15 protein-coding genes and 1 riboswitch are annotated in these 15538 nt (G+C 40.6%); of the genes, 6 read left to right on the forward strand and 9 right to left on the reverse strand.

Annotated elements, in window-relative coordinates; genetic code table 11:
* From VF06_RS18875 to VF06_RS18890, 4 genes are read left to right on the forward strand one after another with little or no spacing between them, the layout of a single operon-like run.
* On the forward strand, window positions 1-873 hold the full coding sequence (locus tag VF06_RS18875) for a (2Fe-2S) ferredoxin domain-containing protein (RefSeq protein WP_099068731.1): 873 nt from the start codon (window positions 1-3) through the stop codon (window positions 871-873).
* 45 nt (window positions 874-918) lie between these two features.
* A complete protein-coding gene (locus tag VF06_RS18880; RefSeq protein ID WP_099068732.1) occupies window positions 919-2121 on the forward strand; it encodes an ABC transporter substrate-binding protein in 1203 nt (400 codons plus the stop codon).
* Window positions 2121-3179, forward strand: a complete 1059-nt coding sequence (locus VF06_RS18885) for an iron chelate uptake ABC transporter family permease subunit (protein WP_099068733.1) — start codon at window positions 2121-2123, stop codon at window positions 3177-3179. Before VF06_RS18880 ends, VF06_RS18885 begins: the two co-directional genes overlap by 1 nt.
* A 35-nt stretch (window positions 3180-3214) precedes the next feature.
* On the forward strand, window positions 3215-4252 hold the full coding sequence (locus VF06_RS18890) for an ABC transporter ATP-binding protein (protein ID WP_099068734.1): 1038 nt from the start codon (window positions 3215-3217) through the stop codon (window positions 4250-4252).
* Window positions 4253-4293: 41 nt separating this feature from the next.
* Here VF06_RS18890 and VF06_RS18895 read toward each other — a convergent pair whose 3' ends face one another.
* The 8 genes from VF06_RS18895 to VF06_RS18925 all read right to left on the reverse strand — a co-directional run bounded on the left by VF06_RS18895 (window position 4294) and on the right by VF06_RS18925 (window position 12779).
* On the reverse strand, window positions 4294-5127 hold the full coding sequence (locus VF06_RS18895; protein WP_099068735.1) for an energy-coupling factor ABC transporter ATP-binding protein: 834 nt from the start codon (window positions 5125-5127) through the stop codon (window positions 4294-4296).
* Window positions 5102-5914 (reverse strand): cobalt ECF transporter T component CbiQ, encoded by an 813-nt coding sequence (gene cbiQ, locus VF06_RS18900; protein WP_099068736.1) that lies wholly within the window; start codon window positions 5912-5914, stop codon window positions 5102-5104. Before cbiQ ends, VF06_RS18895 begins: the two co-directional genes overlap by 26 nt.
* A complete protein-coding gene (locus tag VF06_RS18905; RefSeq protein WP_099068737.1) occupies window positions 5911-6213 on the reverse strand; it encodes an energy-coupling factor ABC transporter substrate-binding protein in 303 nt (100 codons plus the stop codon). Before VF06_RS18905 ends, cbiQ begins: the two co-directional genes overlap by 4 nt.
* Entirely contained in the window at window positions 6200-6973 is a 774-nt protein-coding gene (locus VF06_RS18910; RefSeq protein WP_099068738.1) for an energy-coupling factor ABC transporter permease, read from the reverse strand. The genes VF06_RS18905 and VF06_RS18910 overlap by 14 nt, the downstream gene beginning before the upstream one ends.
* A gap of 26 nt (window positions 6974-6999) precedes the next feature.
* Window positions 7000-7139: riboswitch (cobalamin riboswitch) on the reverse strand.
* A gap of 21 nt (window positions 7140-7160) precedes the next feature.
* A complete protein-coding gene (locus tag VF06_RS40975) occupies window positions 7161-7301 on the reverse strand; it encodes a hypothetical protein (protein WP_180267344.1) in 141 nt (46 codons plus the stop codon).
* A gap of 25 nt (window positions 7302-7326) precedes the next feature.
* Window positions 7327-9606 (reverse strand): hybrid sensor histidine kinase/response regulator, encoded by a 2280-nt coding sequence (locus tag VF06_RS18915; RefSeq protein WP_099068786.1) that lies wholly within the window; start codon window positions 9604-9606, stop codon window positions 7327-7329.
* 5 nt (window positions 9607-9611) lie between these two features.
* Complete coding sequence (locus tag VF06_RS18920) at window positions 9612-10037, reverse strand: response regulator (protein ID WP_371411846.1); 426 nt, start codon at window positions 10035-10037, stop codon at window positions 9612-9614.
* Window positions 10038-10061: 24 nt separating this feature from the next.
* Entirely contained in the window at window positions 10062-12779 is a 2718-nt protein-coding gene (locus VF06_RS18925; RefSeq protein WP_099068740.1) for a GAF domain-containing protein, read from the reverse strand.
* A gap of 752 nt (window positions 12780-13531) precedes the next feature.
* Between VF06_RS18925 and VF06_RS40980 the strand changes: the two genes are divergently transcribed.
* Entirely contained in the window at window positions 13532-13702 is a 171-nt protein-coding gene (locus VF06_RS40980; RefSeq protein WP_180267345.1) for a hypothetical protein, read from the forward strand.
* 131 nt (window positions 13703-13833) lie between these two features.
* Here the strand turns inward: VF06_RS40980 and hisG are convergent, their stop codons facing one another.
* The gene (gene hisG, locus VF06_RS18930; RefSeq protein WP_099068742.1) at window positions 13834-14478 is read right to left on the reverse strand and encodes an ATP phosphoribosyltransferase; all 645 of its coding nucleotides are present in this window, start codon (window positions 14476-14478) and stop codon (window positions 13834-13836) included.
* 74 nt (window positions 14479-14552) lie between these two features.
* On the opposite strand from hisG, the gene rppA reads away from it, so the two are divergent.
* Complete coding sequence (gene rppA, locus VF06_RS18935; protein WP_099068743.1) at window positions 14553-15251, forward strand: two-component system response regulator RppA; 699 nt, start codon at window positions 14553-14555, stop codon at window positions 15249-15251.
* Window positions 15252-15538: the final 287 nt, after the last annotated feature.

Raw genomic sequence — 15538 nt, forward strand, 5'->3', positions numbered from 1 at the left:
ATGAGTCAGTTTAATTGTTGGGTGACACCAGTTAATGAGGTGGTGCGGGAAGATTTAGCGACGGGAGGGTTTGTTGAATATGAATATTTTGATTGTAAGAGTGATGTTATAGCGTCATTACTATATACTTTATTTGAACAGAATTGGCAGCAGGTTGGTGTTGGTCATATTGTTCAAGGTAGCGTCTTAGAATTGGAATTTCATGCACCGCCAAAGCTTTGTATTCTCTATGATGGCTATTTGACGGTGGCGGCTGAAGGTTGGCATTTGCACTTGTGTATTGATACTAATTTTGGCGGCCCTTTGTGTAAGACTCCTGTGGAAGTGAGGAAACAGCGTTTAGTTAGTCGTGCGGCTTTTTATCGGCGATTTAATGCACAAGAAAGTCCTAGAAGTTGGGGAATTCAGTTTTGGAATGGTGCTAATGAGCAATTGATGACAATTTTATTACCTAACCCTTTAGTAGATGGAGAAAATTTATTACCGGAGGGTAAACCAAATTTAGCAAAGTTAGTACTTTATGAAGATTTAAGAGATATTTATGTATTAGGTAAACAACCCATACCCTTTACTAAAAATCCTCTCAAACATTCCTATATTTCCGTTTGTACTTCTACTCGCTGTCTTCCTTCCCGGAAATGGCAACCAACATTTGATGCACTAAAATCAGCTGTAGAAAATACAGGTTTAGACATCGAAGTCAGAACATCTGGCTGTCTAGAAGTCTGTCAACTAGGGCCAGTTGTCTTTTATTCCAATGATAGAACTTGGTACACTCGCGTTAACCCCAATGTTGCAGAAAACATTGTTAACGAACACCTAGTCAAAGGTAACAAAATCACTCCAAACCTCTACCCACCCCAAACCCCTTAATCTCCCCCTAACTCTCTGCGCCTCTGCGCCTCTCCGTGAGATAAAATGTTAAAACTCCCACACCAAAAACCAATCATTTTTCTCTGTCAATTATTCCTCATCACCACCCTCATCATCGCCTGTCATAACACCACAATTCACACATCAACTAACACCTGCATTCAAAACTATAACCCCAAGCAAGATTACTTTCCCAACAAAATCAAAATCACTCATGCCACAGGGTTGGCTGTAGAATATCATAATAACTACAAAATAGTTACCATTAAAAATCCTTGGCAAAATGCTAAAACCCAGTTTCAATATCTTTTAGTTCAATGCGGAACTCCCACACCGAAAGGATTTAATCAAGCACAGGTAATTACAATTCCCATTAACTCTATAGTTTCTCTATCAACTACACATTTACCACACCTAGCTAAATTAGGTGTAGTTAACAAGCTAGTTGGAATTAGTAATAGCAGTCAAGTCAATAATCCTGATGTAGTGGAGAGAATTAAAGCCGGAAAAATAATACAAGTAGGAAATAATTCTAATGTAGATATAGAAAAATTATTAGAATTAAATCCCGACTTAGTGACAACCTTCGGTACAGGAAATTCTCAAACTGATAGTTATAGCAAACTCTCAGAGGCGGGTTTGAAAGTAGCGATAAATGCTGAGTATATGGAAGATTCTCCTTTGGGGAGAAGTGAATGGTTGAAATTTACAGCTTTGTTTTTTAATCAAGAAGGACAAGCAGAAAAAATATTTAATGAAATTGCGAGTAGATATGCACTAATAGCTGAAAAAGCTAAATCTGTCAAAAATCCTCCCACTGTATTTGTTGGTTTTAACTTTAAAGGTACTTGGTTTATGCCTGCTGGTAACAGTTATGTAGCCAAATATTTAGCTGATGCTGGAGGTAACTATCTTTGGAGTGATAATAAATCTGCTGGTAGTCTCCCACTTTCTTTTGAAGTAGTTTTAGAACGCGCAGCTAACGCTGATTATTGGTTAAATTTTAGCCAATCTTGGCAGAGTTTACAGGACGTGATAGCTGAAGATAGTCGCTATGGTGATTTTAAAAGTGTGAAAACAGGCAATCTTTATAATAACAATGCGCGTGTGAATGCCAATGGTGGTAATGATTACTGGGAAGGGGGAATCAGTAACCCTGATATCGTTCTTGCTGATTTAATTAAAATTTTACATCCAGAAATATTACCGCATCATCGGCTATTTTACTACCGAAAAATTATTAAATAATGTTATTAAAAAAATATTTTACTGCTAATTTTATTAAAACCTTAGCTTTTTTATTGTTAATTATAGCTTTTATCTTCGCGTTTTTACTAGATTTGGCTTTTGGTTCAGTTGCTATTCCTATGCAGGAAGTGATGCAAATTTTATTGGGACAAGAAGTTGAAAAAGTCACATGGAGTAATATTATTCTCAAATTTAGACTTCCAAAAGCTTTGACTGCTACTTTGGCGGGTGCGGCTTTGGGTGTGAGTGGTTTGCAAATGCAAACTCTGTTTAAAAATCCCTTGGCTGGGCCTTTTGTGTTAGGAATTAGTTCTGGCGCAAGTTTAGGTGTAGCTTTGGTGGTACTAACTGCAAGTGTAACTACACCAACTTTATTAAATGATTTGGGAATCATTACAGATTTTGGGTTGGTGATAGCAGCTAGCCTTGGTGCAGCATCAGTTTTAGGTGTGATGTTAGTGGTTTCCCGTCGAGTCCAAGAGACGATGACGCTGTTAATTTTAGGGTTATTGTTTGGCTATGCTACTAGTGGAATTGTGAGTATTTTGTTGCAATTTAGTTCTAAAGAACGAATTCAAAGTTATATTATGTGGACTTTTGGTAGCTTCGCTGGAGTGACTTGGAAACAGTTAATTGTGTTAATTCCAGTGATAGTTTTAAGTTTATTGATAGCAGTGTTGCAATCAAAATCTTTGAATGCACTTTTACTTGGTGAAGCTTATGCGCGTAGTTTAGGTTTAACGGTGCAGAAAACCAGATTTTCAATTATTACTAGTGCATCTATATTAGCAGGGGCAATTACGGCTTTTTGTGGCCCTATAGCATTTCTAGGTGTGGCTATTCCTCATTTGTGTCGCAGTCTGTTTATGACTTCTGACCATCGAATTTTAATCCCTAGTGTGATGATTTTGGGAGCAACTTTAGCTTTGGTGGCAGATTTGTTTTCTCAATTGGCGGTGAGTCAGATGGTTTTACCTTTAAATGCAATTACGGCTTTAATTGGAACTCCTGTGGTTAGTTGGGTGATTTTGCGCCGTAGTTCTGGTAAGTCTTTTTAAACGCAGAGGTACGCGGAGTTTTTTTTGGGGTTTGTATGAGTGATGGGGTGTTGACGACTCTTGGGTTGAGTATTGGTTATAAGTCGCAAAAAGCGGTACGGTGTGTGGCGAGGGATATTTCTGTGTGTCTCTTAGCTGGGGAATTGGTGTGTTTACTGGGGCCTAATGGTGCAGGTAAGTCTACATTAGTGCGATCGCTTGCCGGAATGCAACCACCAATAGAGGGTGAGGTGCGGTTGTTGGGGGATGATATCTACAAGTTAGCACCGCCAGAATTAGCCAAGCGTTTGAGTTTGGTACTTACCGAGAAAGTTGATGCGGGAATGCTATCAGCCTATACTCTGGTGAGTTTGGGACGACATCCTTACACTAACTGGTGGGGAAATTTGACACCAGAAGATGAGGCTATTGTACATTGGGCGATAAAATCTGTAGGTGCGTTACATTTAGCTTCGCGTCAAGTTAGCGAACTCAGTGATGGCGAACGTCAAAAAATTATGATTGCGCGTGCTTTGGCGCAGTCGCCTATGGTGATGTTATTGGATGAACCAACGGCATTTTTAGATTTACCGCGACGGGTAGAAATTATGCAATTGTTACGTCAGTTAACGCGGGAAACCAAGCAAGCAATTCTCCTTTCCACCCATGATTTGAATTTAGCTTTGCGTCTGGCGGATAAAGTTTGGCTATTAACAACTAATGGAATTTTACATGTTGGCGCACCAGAAGATTTAGTCTTGAGTGGTGCATTTGCTGATACTTTTAACAGTGAAGGCGTAGAGTTTGACGTTAATTCTGGTGAATTTCATCTCCATACATCCCACAAAGGCGAAATTAATTTAATAGCTGGTAAGGGAATTGCTGTTGTGTGGACTATTCGCGCTTTACAAAGAGTTGGGTTTAGGGTTAATCAATGTGAAAATTTTTCTGTTGTTCGAGACATGAAGCCAACACAAATTTTAGTAGAAGTGATATCAAACTCAGAACAAGTTGTATGGCGAATTACAAATAATAAGACAGTATATACTCATCATTCATTGTATGAATTAATTAAATTTTTGGATTGTTTATAAAAGCATTATTTTTCATTTGTTGACATTCTTTAATTATAGGATTATGAAAAATTCCAAAATAATTCTAATATTCGTTGTTGCACTCGTTCTCTAACTACTCCTGACTCACCAGATAACCCATCAAATAACATCTCATATATCAATGGTACGCCCAATTCTAACTCTTCTAAAAGTGTGCGCTGACTAAATACATCTTGGGGTTTGCCTTCTACCATCAATCGTCCTTTATCCATTACAAAAACCCAATCTGCCCACCGATAGACTAAATCTAAATCATGAGTCGCCATGATTAAAGTAGTTCCGTTTTGATGAATTTTTTTGAGAGTTGCTATCAAATTACGAGTATGTTTTATATCTAAATAGGCGGTAGGCTCATCCAGCACTAACAGTTCTGGTTGTAGTACCATTACATCTGCTATGGAAACTCGCTTTTTTTGTCCTAAACTCAGATGATGTACTGGTCTTTCTGCTAAAGTAGTTAATTCAAATTCAACTAATGCTTGCTCTACTCGCTGTTGAATTTCGGATACTGGCAAACCCAAATTACACAAACCGTAGGATATATCTTCTTCCACAGTGGAAGCCACTAATTGTTGTTCTGGATCTTGAAATATTAATCCGACTTTTTGCCTTAATTTACCAAGATAATTTCGATGATAATTTAAAGGTTCACCACGCCACCGGACAATGCCAGAATCAGGTTTATATAAACCATTAGCTAGTAAAAATAATGTCGTTTTCCCACAACCATTTTGACCAATTAAGGCACACTTTTTTCCTGATGGAATTTTCAATGTTAGACCATTTAAAGCTGATTGTTGTGCCCCGGAATAGGTGTAATATACCTGCTCAAATTCGAGTAAATATTCCTGCATTTCGCCAAAAATCTAATCCTATTAATACTACACAACCGAAAATGGCTTCGATAATATATCGTAATTGAGGACGATAGCGATGGGGATGCCAAACTCGAAATTCACTCACAAAACCCCGTGCTTCGAGTCCCAGAGAAAACTGACTATATCGTTGTAAGGTTCGCTGTAGCAGTTGTCCAATGAGTATTGCTAAACTTTTCATCCCAATAGCAACAGTGCGGTAGCCACCACGAGAATTTTGTGCTGTCCACAATTCATTGGCTGTGTTCAACAAAATGAAAATAAACCGATACATCAGTAATAATAAATCGGTTAAAAGTATTGGAAATCTTAAGTAACGGAGAGTTCGTAATATTTCCGTGAAAGGAACAGTTAGCATGAGAAAATATAAGCAAGAAACAGACGCTAATGCTCTAGTTAAAATTTCCCAGGCTTGGATAGTGCCACGATGACTGATATAGATATAGAAGTGTCCGAAAGTTAATCCATACCACGAATCAAATTTGACGCTTTGTAAATCAGGAATCGCAACTCCATTTACCATCAAAGCCGGTAGACTTGTCAAACAAAAAACTATGGTGAACATTAACAATCGAAAATAAACTCCAGCCGGAATTTTGGCATAAATCACTGTCCAAATACTCATCCAAATTACGATTAAAATTTGTACTAATGGATGGCTGGCAAGGGAAATAGCAAGGGTAGTAAAGGCAAAAATTAGTTTATGTTCCGGTGGCAATCTTCGCAGTCGATTAGTGTAAGCTAAAGTATCTATTTGCAGGCTCATTCTTCACGTTTTTGTTGTTGGGAACGTCCTTTATATAACCCAATTGCATAACCGACTACTCCAGCACCTAAAGCTGCTTGGGAAGCAAATAATAAACTTTCTATTTCTCCGCTAGCGGGTTCAAAAAATGATTTAAACCAAGGTTTATATCCAGGTTGGATTTCATTTATAGCTTCTTCTGCTTTGCCATCTGCACCTGCGAATTCTGCATCACGGACAAAGATTAAGGGTGCAATTGCTAAGGCTAATACAGCTACTACCAACACCCAATTACTTAACCCTTTTTTAGACTGATTCATTGCCATTTCCTCGTTTGATTAATTGCAATAGTTCCAATTCTTGAGGATTATAAGATTGCAGCCAATTCCACACCAATACAGTTAGTAATCCTTCACTAATTGCTAAGGGAACTTGAGTGATGGCAAAAATTCCGGCGAACTTGGTAAATGAAGCGATAAATCCACCAACAGGTGCAGGAAAAGCTAGGGCAAGTTGGATAGAAGTGATAACGTAGGTAAGTAAATCTGCGATCGCAGCTGCTAGAAAAATGGCAATTTTGTCTTTACCACCAAACTTAATTGTCAAATTATATATCCAGTAAGCGGCAAATGGCCCAGCGATCGCCATCGAAAAAGCATTTGCTCCCAGCGTCGTCAAGCCGCCATGCGCCAGTAACAACGCTTGAAACAACAAAACCAAGCTACCCAAAACCGACATAGTCAGGGGGCCAAACAGCACCGCACCTAACCCCGTACCCGTAGGATGAGAACAGCTACCCGTGACGGAGGGGATTTTTAACGCTGACAGCACAAAAGCAAAAGCACCAGCCAAGGCTAGTAGTAGTTTTAATTGCGGGTTAGCTTCGGTAATGCGAGTCAGACTACGCAATCCTAAGATAAAAAACGGTAATGCCACAACCCACCAAAAAACTGCCCACTGCACTGGTAAAAAACCTTCCATAATGTGCATAGCGTAGGCGGGTTTGGCTAAACCAACTACCAAATAAAAACTGATAAATCCCATCAGGCTTAGACTAACTAACGCCCGTTTTTTGTTCATAATCTGTACCTCGCAGATTTATGTAAACCAATTGATTCTAACCGGCGGGCATCCTGACTCATCCATTTTGGGTTCACAGTTGCGGGACAGCGCCGGATTTTCACCGGACTTTCCCCCTTGCGTCCGATGGCTGCTCCCCATCAGAACCGATTGCAGTTAACTATATCACCATTGAGCGGAATGCGTGTTAAAAAAGCATAACGACTTGTGGTGGTTGAGTGTTGACCCTTCGACTTCGCTCAGGGTCAAGGCTGAGCGGAGTCGAAGCCTTGACTGGTGACTGGGCATGGGGCATGGGGGAGGCAGTGCGGTCTTGGGGTCTCCCCAAGTGGAGCAACTGCCGTCATTGGGCATTATTCAATTACTTTTTCCAAAGAAAGTAGTAATTCTTTGACAGTATATGGTTTGGATAAAAACGTATTCACACCGATGTCAGTGACGGCGCTAAGTTTACCATCGGACATTAATCCGCTACTGGCAATAATTTTGACTTGTGGGTTAATTTTTTTTAAGGTACGGATGACAGTTAAACCATCCAAGGAAGGCAGTATGATATCGATTAACACCACACTAATTTTGTCCATATTTTTAGCGTAGAGTGCGATCGCTTCAATGCCATCACTAGCAATTAAGGTCTCATAGTTGTGGGCTTCTAATGAGGATTTAGTAATCTCTTGAATGGCCGCTTCATCATCCACAACTAAAATCAACTCTCCATGTCCTGTTTGAGGAACCGAATCTTCTACCGTTAGTGTTTCCATTCCCGCCACAGCTGGTAAGTAAACTTTAAAGCTAGTGCCATTTCCGATTTCGCTGTAGACGTTGACAAAACCCCCGTGGCTTTTAATAATTCCCAACACGGTGGAAAGCCCCAACCCCGTACCTTGTCCGACATCTTTTGTGGTAAAAAATGGCTCGAAAATTCTGTCTAAGATTTCCCCAGGAATGCCGACTCCATTATCACAGACAGTAATCACTGTGTAAGGGCCGACTTTGGCTTCCAGGTTCATCCGCGCATAATTTTCGTCAACAAACAGATTTTCTCCAGAGATTCTCAAATTACCGCCATTGGGCATAGCATCACGAGCATTAACGCACAGGTTCATCAATACTTGATGCAGTTGGGTACTGTCTCCAGAAACCATCCATAAATCCTGCGGTATGTCAACGCTAACTTCTATAGATTTGGGAAATGTTTCTTTGAGAATTTTGGCAAGTTCTACAATTAAGTGCCTGAGTTGCAAAGTAATGTGTTTTCCCTCCACACCACGTGCAAAAGATAGCACCTGTTTCACTAAATCAGCTCCACGTCTAGCGTTGATTTCCAAAATCTCCAATAAATGACGAGTTCGTTCATCAGCATCGGGAAATTTCAGCGGTAATAGTTGCGCTCCTGCCAAAATCGGCGTCAAAATGTTGTTTAGGTCATGGGCAATGCCACTAGCTAATGTGCCGATGCTTTCCAAACGTTGAGCGCGAAACAATTGGGCTTCTAAATGTTTTTTCTCGGTAATATCTGTGTCAACGCTCAAAATTGATTTGGGCTTTCCCTCTTCATCAGATACTAAACTCCAACGACTAGCAACAAGGACTTCCTTACCAGTTTTTGTAATTTTAGTTAACTCGCCTTGCCATTTACCTTTACTAATAACTTCTAAAAGAGCTGCTTCGATTTCCGGTGAAGGTTCGTTAAACAAAACCTCGCTGACACTTTTCCCCCTGACTTCTGTCGCCAGCCAACCGTAAAGTGTTTCTGCGCCTTTGTTCCAGAATAAAATCCGATTGTCTAAATCTCGCACGCAAATAGCATCTGTTGTGACATCAAGTAATGCAGCCTGTTCTTTGATTTTTTCCTGGGCTAATTTGTGTTCGCGCAATGCTGTTTGCCGTTCGGTAACATCGATGCTGGCGCAAGTCACACCAACCACTTCTTGGGACTCATTCCGCAATGGCTCCACTGTTAAATCATAATATCGAGTGGTTTCTTTGGTTGTAATTGATACTTCTTTTCGTGCTGCTGTGCCAGTGTCGAGTACCGCAAGTTTAATATTGGTGAGGTTTTGAGCATCTCCGGCTGAGACGATGTCTACGTCTTTTTTCCCCAATATTTGCTCTACCGTCAATCCATAGGAGGGATTGTAAACCCAAGTGTAGCGTAACTCCCGATCTTGGTTGTAGACAAAAATCGGAGAATTTTTCAAGGCTACACGAAATCGCTCTTCACTCTGGCGCAATGCGTTGTCTGCCCGTTGACGTTCAATTGCATAACGCATAGAACGCACCAGTAAATCACCAGTTACTTGTCCTTTGACTAAATAATCTTGCGCTCCTTCTTGCATTGCCCTAGTTGCTAAGGTTTCATCATTTATACCCGTTAGCACAATGATTGGAGTTGCTTTTGCCTGTTGGTGAGCAGTCACAAAGGTTTTTAGTCCCTGACTATCTGGTAGGGAAAGGTCTAACAAAATAACATCAAAAATTTCTGTTTCTAAGTACTTGAGTGCTTTGGAAAGCCGCTCAACTGGCATTAAATCAACTATGACTGTGTTAACTTCCTTTAAAAACTCCTGTAACAAAAAAACATCACCAGGGTTGTCTTCTACTAACAAAACTTTTATATTTTTTCCTGCCATTGCCATCACTCCGGTGGCAGTTTTACGATCGCAAACCAAAAATTTTCGATTGATTTTACAATTTTAACGAATTGATCGAAGTCTACTGGCTTAGTTATGTAACAGTTTGCAGACAGATTATAAGCTTTGAGGATATCTTCTTCGGCTTGGGAAGTCGTCAAAACCACTACAGGAATGCGCTTGAGGTTATCATCTACTTTAATTTCTGCCAATACTTCCCGGCCATCTTTTTTAGGAAGATTCAAATCCAGCAGTACAATATCTGGATGGGCTGCTTCAACATATTTTCCTTGTTTTCGTAAGAATGCCATTGCTTCGACACCATCTTCTACCACGTTCAGGTGAATCGAGATTTTGCTATCTTCTAAGGCTATGCGTGTCAGTTGGGCATCCCCAGGATTGTCCTCTACTAACAAAACCTCAATAGGCATAAGCGTTTGCATGTTTACGATTGCTTAGTAGCTTTTATCTGGAATTGTGAAGTAGAAAGTCGAGCCTTGACCCGGTTTCGATTCAACCCAGATACGCCCACCGTGACGTTCTATAATTTTCTTACAAATTGCCAGACCAATACCAGTACCCGAATACTTATCTCTGGTGTGCAAGCGTTGAAAAATTATAAAAATACGCTCAGCATATTGGGGTTCTATACCAATGCCATTATCTTGTACCCAGAAGACATATTCGTTGGCAGATGAAGAAGACGCGGGGGACAAGGGGGACAAGGGGGACAAGGCAGACAAGGGGGACAAGGGGGACAAGGCAGACAAGGGGGACAAGGGGGACAAGGCAGAATTTTCTCCCCACTCTCCCTTGTCTCCCCACTCTCCCTTGTCTCCCCACTCTCCCTTGTCTCCCCCCTCTCCCTTGTCTCCCCCCTCTCCCTTGTCTCCTGACTCCCTATTCCCTACCCCAATGTGAATTCGCGGTTGCTGATTTTGACAAAATTTAATGGCGTTACCGATGAGGTTTTGAAATACTTGTGTTAATTGGGTGGCATCAGCGACAATCTCAGGTAAACTATCTTGGGTGATAATTGCTTTACTGTCAGCGATCGCTATTTGCAGATTTGTCATCGCTTGTTTAACAGCCGCATTGCAATCAACTTGTTTAAAGGGCTGTCCGCGGGTGCTGACGCGGGAGTAATTCAACAAATCATTAATTAGTGTCTGCATCCGCCGCGCGCCATCTACTGCGTAGTTGATAAACTCGTCGGCATTAGTATCGAGTTGATTTTTGTATCTTCGTTCAAGCAATTGTAGATAACTGGTTACCATCCGCAATGGCTCTTGCAAGTCATGGGAAGCTACGTAGGCAAATTGTTCTAATTCGGCGTTGGAACGCGCCAGTTCTTGACTTTGGCAGGTTTGTTGTTGTAATAGTTGTGCCTGAGATACAGCAAGGCCAATTTGGTTGGCGAGTTGTTGTAACAATTCTGTCTCAAAGTTATTCCACTTTCGAGGTGCTGCACATTGGTGAGCTAGCAATAAACCCCAAATGTTTTCTCTGACAATAACGGGCACTACAAGGTTTGCTTTGACGGCAAACTGCTCTAGAAATTCTCGATGGCAAGGTTGAATATACGCAGTTTGAATGTCTTCAATGGCACTGATTCTTCCTTGGCGATATCTTTCGAGGTATTCTTCTTTAAAACAGGGGTCGATAATATTTTTCCCCAGAATTACCGGCCATCCAGGTAGTACAGCTTCTTGTACCACTGTTCCCGAACCGTCAGGGCAAAGTTGAAAAATTAAAACTCGGTCAGCTTGCAGTAGTTTTTGGACTTCAGTAACAGTGGTTTGGAGAATTTCATCGACTTGTAAAGATTCTCGGATTTTAACAGTAATTTCGGAAAATAATTGCGATCGTAAATTTTGCCGCTTTAATTCCTCTTCTGTTTGCTTGCGATCTGTAATATCAGTATAAGAACCGACCATCCGCACTACATCACCTAATGCGTCCCAAAGCGCTTGTCCTCGATCTAAAATCCATTTATAGCTACCGTCTTGGCATTGGACTCGATACTCACAAACATAAAATGGTGTTTTCTTGGCAAAGTGATCCTGGAAGGTTTCAAGTACTAAATCTCGCTCATCAGGATGAATTAATTTTGTCCATTCATCCCAACAATTAAAAATTTCCTGGTCTTCATAACCCAAAATTTGCTTCCAGCGAGTTGAGAAAAACACTTCATTTGTCTTGAGGTTCCAATCCCAAATACCATCGTTATTTCCATGCAATGCTAATTGCCAACGTTCTTCACTTTCTCGAAGTGCTTGTGCTGTTTGGCGTCGTTCAGTAATGTCTTGAAAATAAACCGATAAGCCGTCTTTTCCTGGATAGACATGAACTTGAAACCAGCCGTTGAGGGGTGGATAAAATTCCTCAAATTCCACACTTACTTGTTGTGCTACTGCCTGACGATACTGCTTTTCAAATGTTGTACCAATAATTCTGGGAAAAACTTTCCAAATATTTTTACCTAAAAGCTGATTTTGGGTTTTTTGCAACAGCTGTTCTGCTTGACCATTAACATAGGTAAATCGCCATTCTTTATCCAGGGCAAAAAAGGCATCAGTGATACTTTCAAGCAAATTATTAATCCGGGTTCTAGCTGCTTCTGATTCTGCTCTTGCTGTTTGTTCCTGCGTTATTAGTTTCTCAGTAATTTTAGATACCTCAGCTATATGACGCCTGAGTTCGAGCTGGTCAATCACTAGGCGACTCAGAGCCATCAACGCCTGAATTTGTTTTTCATTTAATTGTTTGGGAACTTGGTCAATGACGCACAGAGTCCCCAACATATCCCCCTTGGGAGTGATTAAAGGCACGCCAGCATAAAAACGCACATAGGGATAGCCAACTACTACCGCGTTCTGCGCCAAGTTTTCATCAGCCAGGGTATCTGGAACCACAACAACGCTACGCTGCTGTTGGCAAAGGTAAGATAACCCAACACTGCGGGGCATTTCTGATACATCTAAACCGACTTTTGCCTTAAACCATTGACGCTTTTCATCAATAAAATTTACTAAAGATATAGGAGTATTACAAATAAAAGCGGCTAACTGAGCGAGATTATCGTAGGCCTCTTCAGGTTCAGTATCAAGAATTTGATACTGACGCAAGGCTTCTAGCCTCGCCTGTTCTCTAGTTGTGTCTCCAATATTCATTAACTTTTATTAAAAAATCTCAATTATGATATTCAGTCAGCAGCGTAACTACTTCACAAATAGATTAACTCTTTTTAACATTAGTTAACTATCTGTGTGCTTCTGGTTATTCAGCGAAGTTTTGAGAACAAGGCATAAGGCCTTTTTTTAAAAGCTAGATTCACATTTGAGAAAAGCCATGCCCAGCAGTCAGCTATTGTGTTTACGCCGCCGACTTTCGCGATCGCCATAATCCCAGTGTAAACAAATTTTGGACTGATATTATTTACAAATACACATTTATATGCATAAAAAGATTCGCTTGTTGCAGATTATAGTGCGCTGTCTTCGCGGGTGGGGTATTCATTTACCTCACAAAGCCGAAATCTGCTGTATAAAGAATACTTTTCGAGAAGATATCATACTCAACAAATAAAAGTAAAAAAAAATATAAGCATTGACGTACTGATATTTGGCAAATAACCTTGAAATCTGATGACTAACAGGTGTACCTTTATCTACTTGTATTATCTATGGGAATAATCTTTTTAATTATCTTAAGCGTTTGGGCTATCGTAAATTTTGTAGGTTTATGCTCAGTTATAATCTCATTCACTCGTTGTCGGACTGTACGAGGATACCGAAAGATTGCAATTATCGGATCGCTTTTCATACCAGCGATCCTTCTATTTTTAACCTTTTTGGATCTGTTAAACAATAAACCCAGCCCTACCGCAGTTGTCGTTCCTAGCGTAATCGCTGATATTCAGGTAATGGCAGTTATCGTATGGTCTAAAACTTATTTAATTTGCTTTTTGGGCGCTTGTATAACTGCGGCGATTACTTTGTTTAAAGCTAATGCTATTCGCCGTTACTCAGGACTTGCTTGGGGTTTCCTGATTTCATCTGTTTCGGCTTGTGCATTTGTGTTTATCAAATTTTGATGGCAATATCTTTGAGTTGGGGTGGCGCGATCGCTAGTAAAAGTTTACTGAAGAATCGTGCGTTATGGACGTTAGTCCTAACGCAGCACAAATCTTGAATTTTGTCATTAATGACCAATGACTAATGACTATTAAACCCCTAACAAAACAGTCTCCCGCACCTTACTAATCACATCACTCAAATTGCCAGTATTGAGACGGTAACTCAGGGGATGGGCTATTAATCGCCCCGTACTTTCATACAGAGTAGCGATTTCAATCAAACCATTTTCGCGTAAAGTCCGCCCTGTGGAAACTAAATCCACGATCGCTTCTGACATCCCAGTAATTGGCCCTAGTTCTACTGAACCATATAGCGGCACTATTTCTACAGGTAAATCGAGACTTTGGAAATATTCACGAGCGCAATTGACATATTTTGAGGCAACTCTACCATGTGGTGGCAGATCTAGGGGCGATCGGTAAGAACTCGATGCTTTTACCGCCACGGACATCCGACAATATCCAAACTGCAAATCCACTAAGTGGGCAACTTGCGGCTGTTTCTCCCGCAGCACATCGTAACCAACAATACCCAGTTGTGCTTGACCATATTCTACATAAACAGGTACATCCTGCGCCCGCACCAATAGCCCTTTTGCCAGTCCCTTGGCATCAGGAATTTGCAGTTGGCGATTTCCCGAATCTAAAAAAGCACTGAAATCCAACCCTACAGCTTGTAGCAATCGGATGCTATGTTTAAGAAGTTCCCCTTTTGGTAATGCAACAGTCAGCATTATTTTTCTTCGTATCCTGCGTATTTGCGGTTGAATAACATTGAGAATATCTCTATATGCTTACCACAAGCAGCATGAGAATTTTATTAGTTGATGATGAAGTTGAATTAACTCAACCATTGAGTCGCTTGTTAACTCGTGAGGGTTATACTGTGGATGCCGCTTATGATGGTACAAGCGGTAGCGATCGCGCACGAGTCGGTAACTACGATCTGCTAATTTTAGATTGGATGCTGCCAGGAAAAACAGGGTTACAAATTTGTCAGGAATTGCGACGCCAAGGCAAAACAACTCCTGTGCTATTTCTTACAGCCAAAGATACCCTAGATGACCGTGTAGAAGGTTTAGATGCTGGTGCAGACGACTATTTAGTCAAACCTTTTGAACTGCGAGAATTGCTAGCGAGAGTCAGGGCTTTGTTGCGTCGTTCTGGTTCCCAAACATACGAAACCACCACCGGACGCTTGACTGTAGCTGATTTAGAACTCGATTGTGAAAACCAAGTAGCCTATCGCCAAGGACGAATAATTGAACTTTCCCAAAAAGAAAGTCAGTTATTGCAATATTTTATGGAACATACCGGACAGCTGCTGACTCATTCCCAGATTATGCAAACTTTGTGGCCAGAAGAAGAACAACCCAGTAGCAACGTCATAGCTGCATTAATTCGTTTGCTACGGCGTAAGATTGAGGTAGGTAAAGAAAGTACGCTGATTCACACAGTTTATGGCAAAGGTTATCGTTTTGGCACTTCTGTTGTAGAGTCTGTTTAGCGAAAAAATAACTTTAACTGGAAGTGGGGAGTGAGAGTACTTTATTTGAGTGCAACTGAGTATCAATCCCAATCATCCCATTATTTCAAGGACTTAGGCAGGGAGATTATTTCTTGAGGTCATGAATAAGGCATAAGGCATTAATATGTGTGCAAATATTCCAAATCTTTTCAAAAACGCCAAATATTGACCATACCTGCTCTAGCGCATTCTCATATCTAAAAGAAATACAAGATTTTATATCTACCTTGAGAAACAAAAATGCAATTTTCAATTATGTCTCAAGA

Source organism: Nostoc linckia z4, from assembly GCF_002608075.1.
Lineage (GTDB): Bacteria > Cyanobacteriota > Cyanobacteriia > Cyanobacteriales > Nostocaceae > Nostoc > Nostoc linckia.

What these genes read in the sequence shown, in the direction of transcription:
- VF06_RS18875 (WP_099068731.1), top strand. Translation starts at nt 1, where the DNA reads ATGAGTCAGTTTAATTGTTGGGTGACACCAGTTAATGAGGTGGTGCGG.
- VF06_RS18880 (WP_099068732.1), top strand. Translation starts at nt 919, where the DNA reads ATGTTAAAACTCCCACACCAAAAACCAATCATTTTTCTCTGTCAATTA.
- VF06_RS18885 (WP_099068733.1), top strand. Translation starts at nt 2,121, where the DNA reads ATGTTATTAAAAAAATATTTTACTGCTAATTTTATTAAAACCTTAGCT.
- VF06_RS18890 (WP_099068734.1), top strand. Translation starts at nt 3,215, where the DNA reads ATGAGTGATGGGGTGTTGACGACTCTTGGGTTGAGTATTGGTTATAAG.
- VF06_RS18895 (WP_099068735.1), bottom strand. Translation starts at nt 5,127, where the DNA reads ATGCAGGAATATTTACTCGAATTTGAGCAGGTATATTACACCTATTCC.
- cbiQ (WP_099068736.1), bottom strand. Translation starts at nt 5,914, where the DNA reads ATGAGCCTGCAAATAGATACTTTAGCTTACACTAATCGACTGCGAAGA.
- VF06_RS18905 (WP_099068737.1), bottom strand. Translation starts at nt 6,213, where the DNA reads ATGAATCAGTCTAAAAAAGGGTTAAGTAATTGGGTGTTGGTAGTAGCT.
- VF06_RS18910 (WP_099068738.1), bottom strand. Translation starts at nt 6,973, where the DNA reads ATGAACAAAAAACGGGCGTTAGTTAGTCTAAGCCTGATGGGATTTATC.
- VF06_RS18915 (WP_099068786.1), bottom strand. Translation starts at nt 9,606, where the DNA reads ATGGCAGGAAAAAATATAAAAGTTTTGTTAGTAGAAGACAACCCTGGT.
- VF06_RS18920 (WP_371411846.1), bottom strand. Translation starts at nt 10,037, where the DNA reads ATGCCTATTGAGGTTTTGTTAGTAGAGGACAATCCTGGGGATGCCCAA.
- VF06_RS18925 (WP_099068740.1), bottom strand. Translation starts at nt 12,779, where the DNA reads ATGAATATTGGAGACACAACTAGAGAACAGGCGAGGCTAGAAGCCTTG.
- VF06_RS40980 (WP_180267345.1), top strand. Translation starts at nt 13,532, where the DNA reads ATGGCAGTTATCGTATGGTCTAAAACTTATTTAATTTGCTTTTTGGGC.
- hisG (WP_099068742.1), bottom strand. Translation starts at nt 14,478, where the DNA reads ATGCTGACTGTTGCATTACCAAAAGGGGAACTTCTTAAACATAGCATC.
- rppA (WP_099068743.1), top strand. Translation starts at nt 14,553, where the DNA reads ATGAGAATTTTATTAGTTGATGATGAAGTTGAATTAACTCAACCATTG.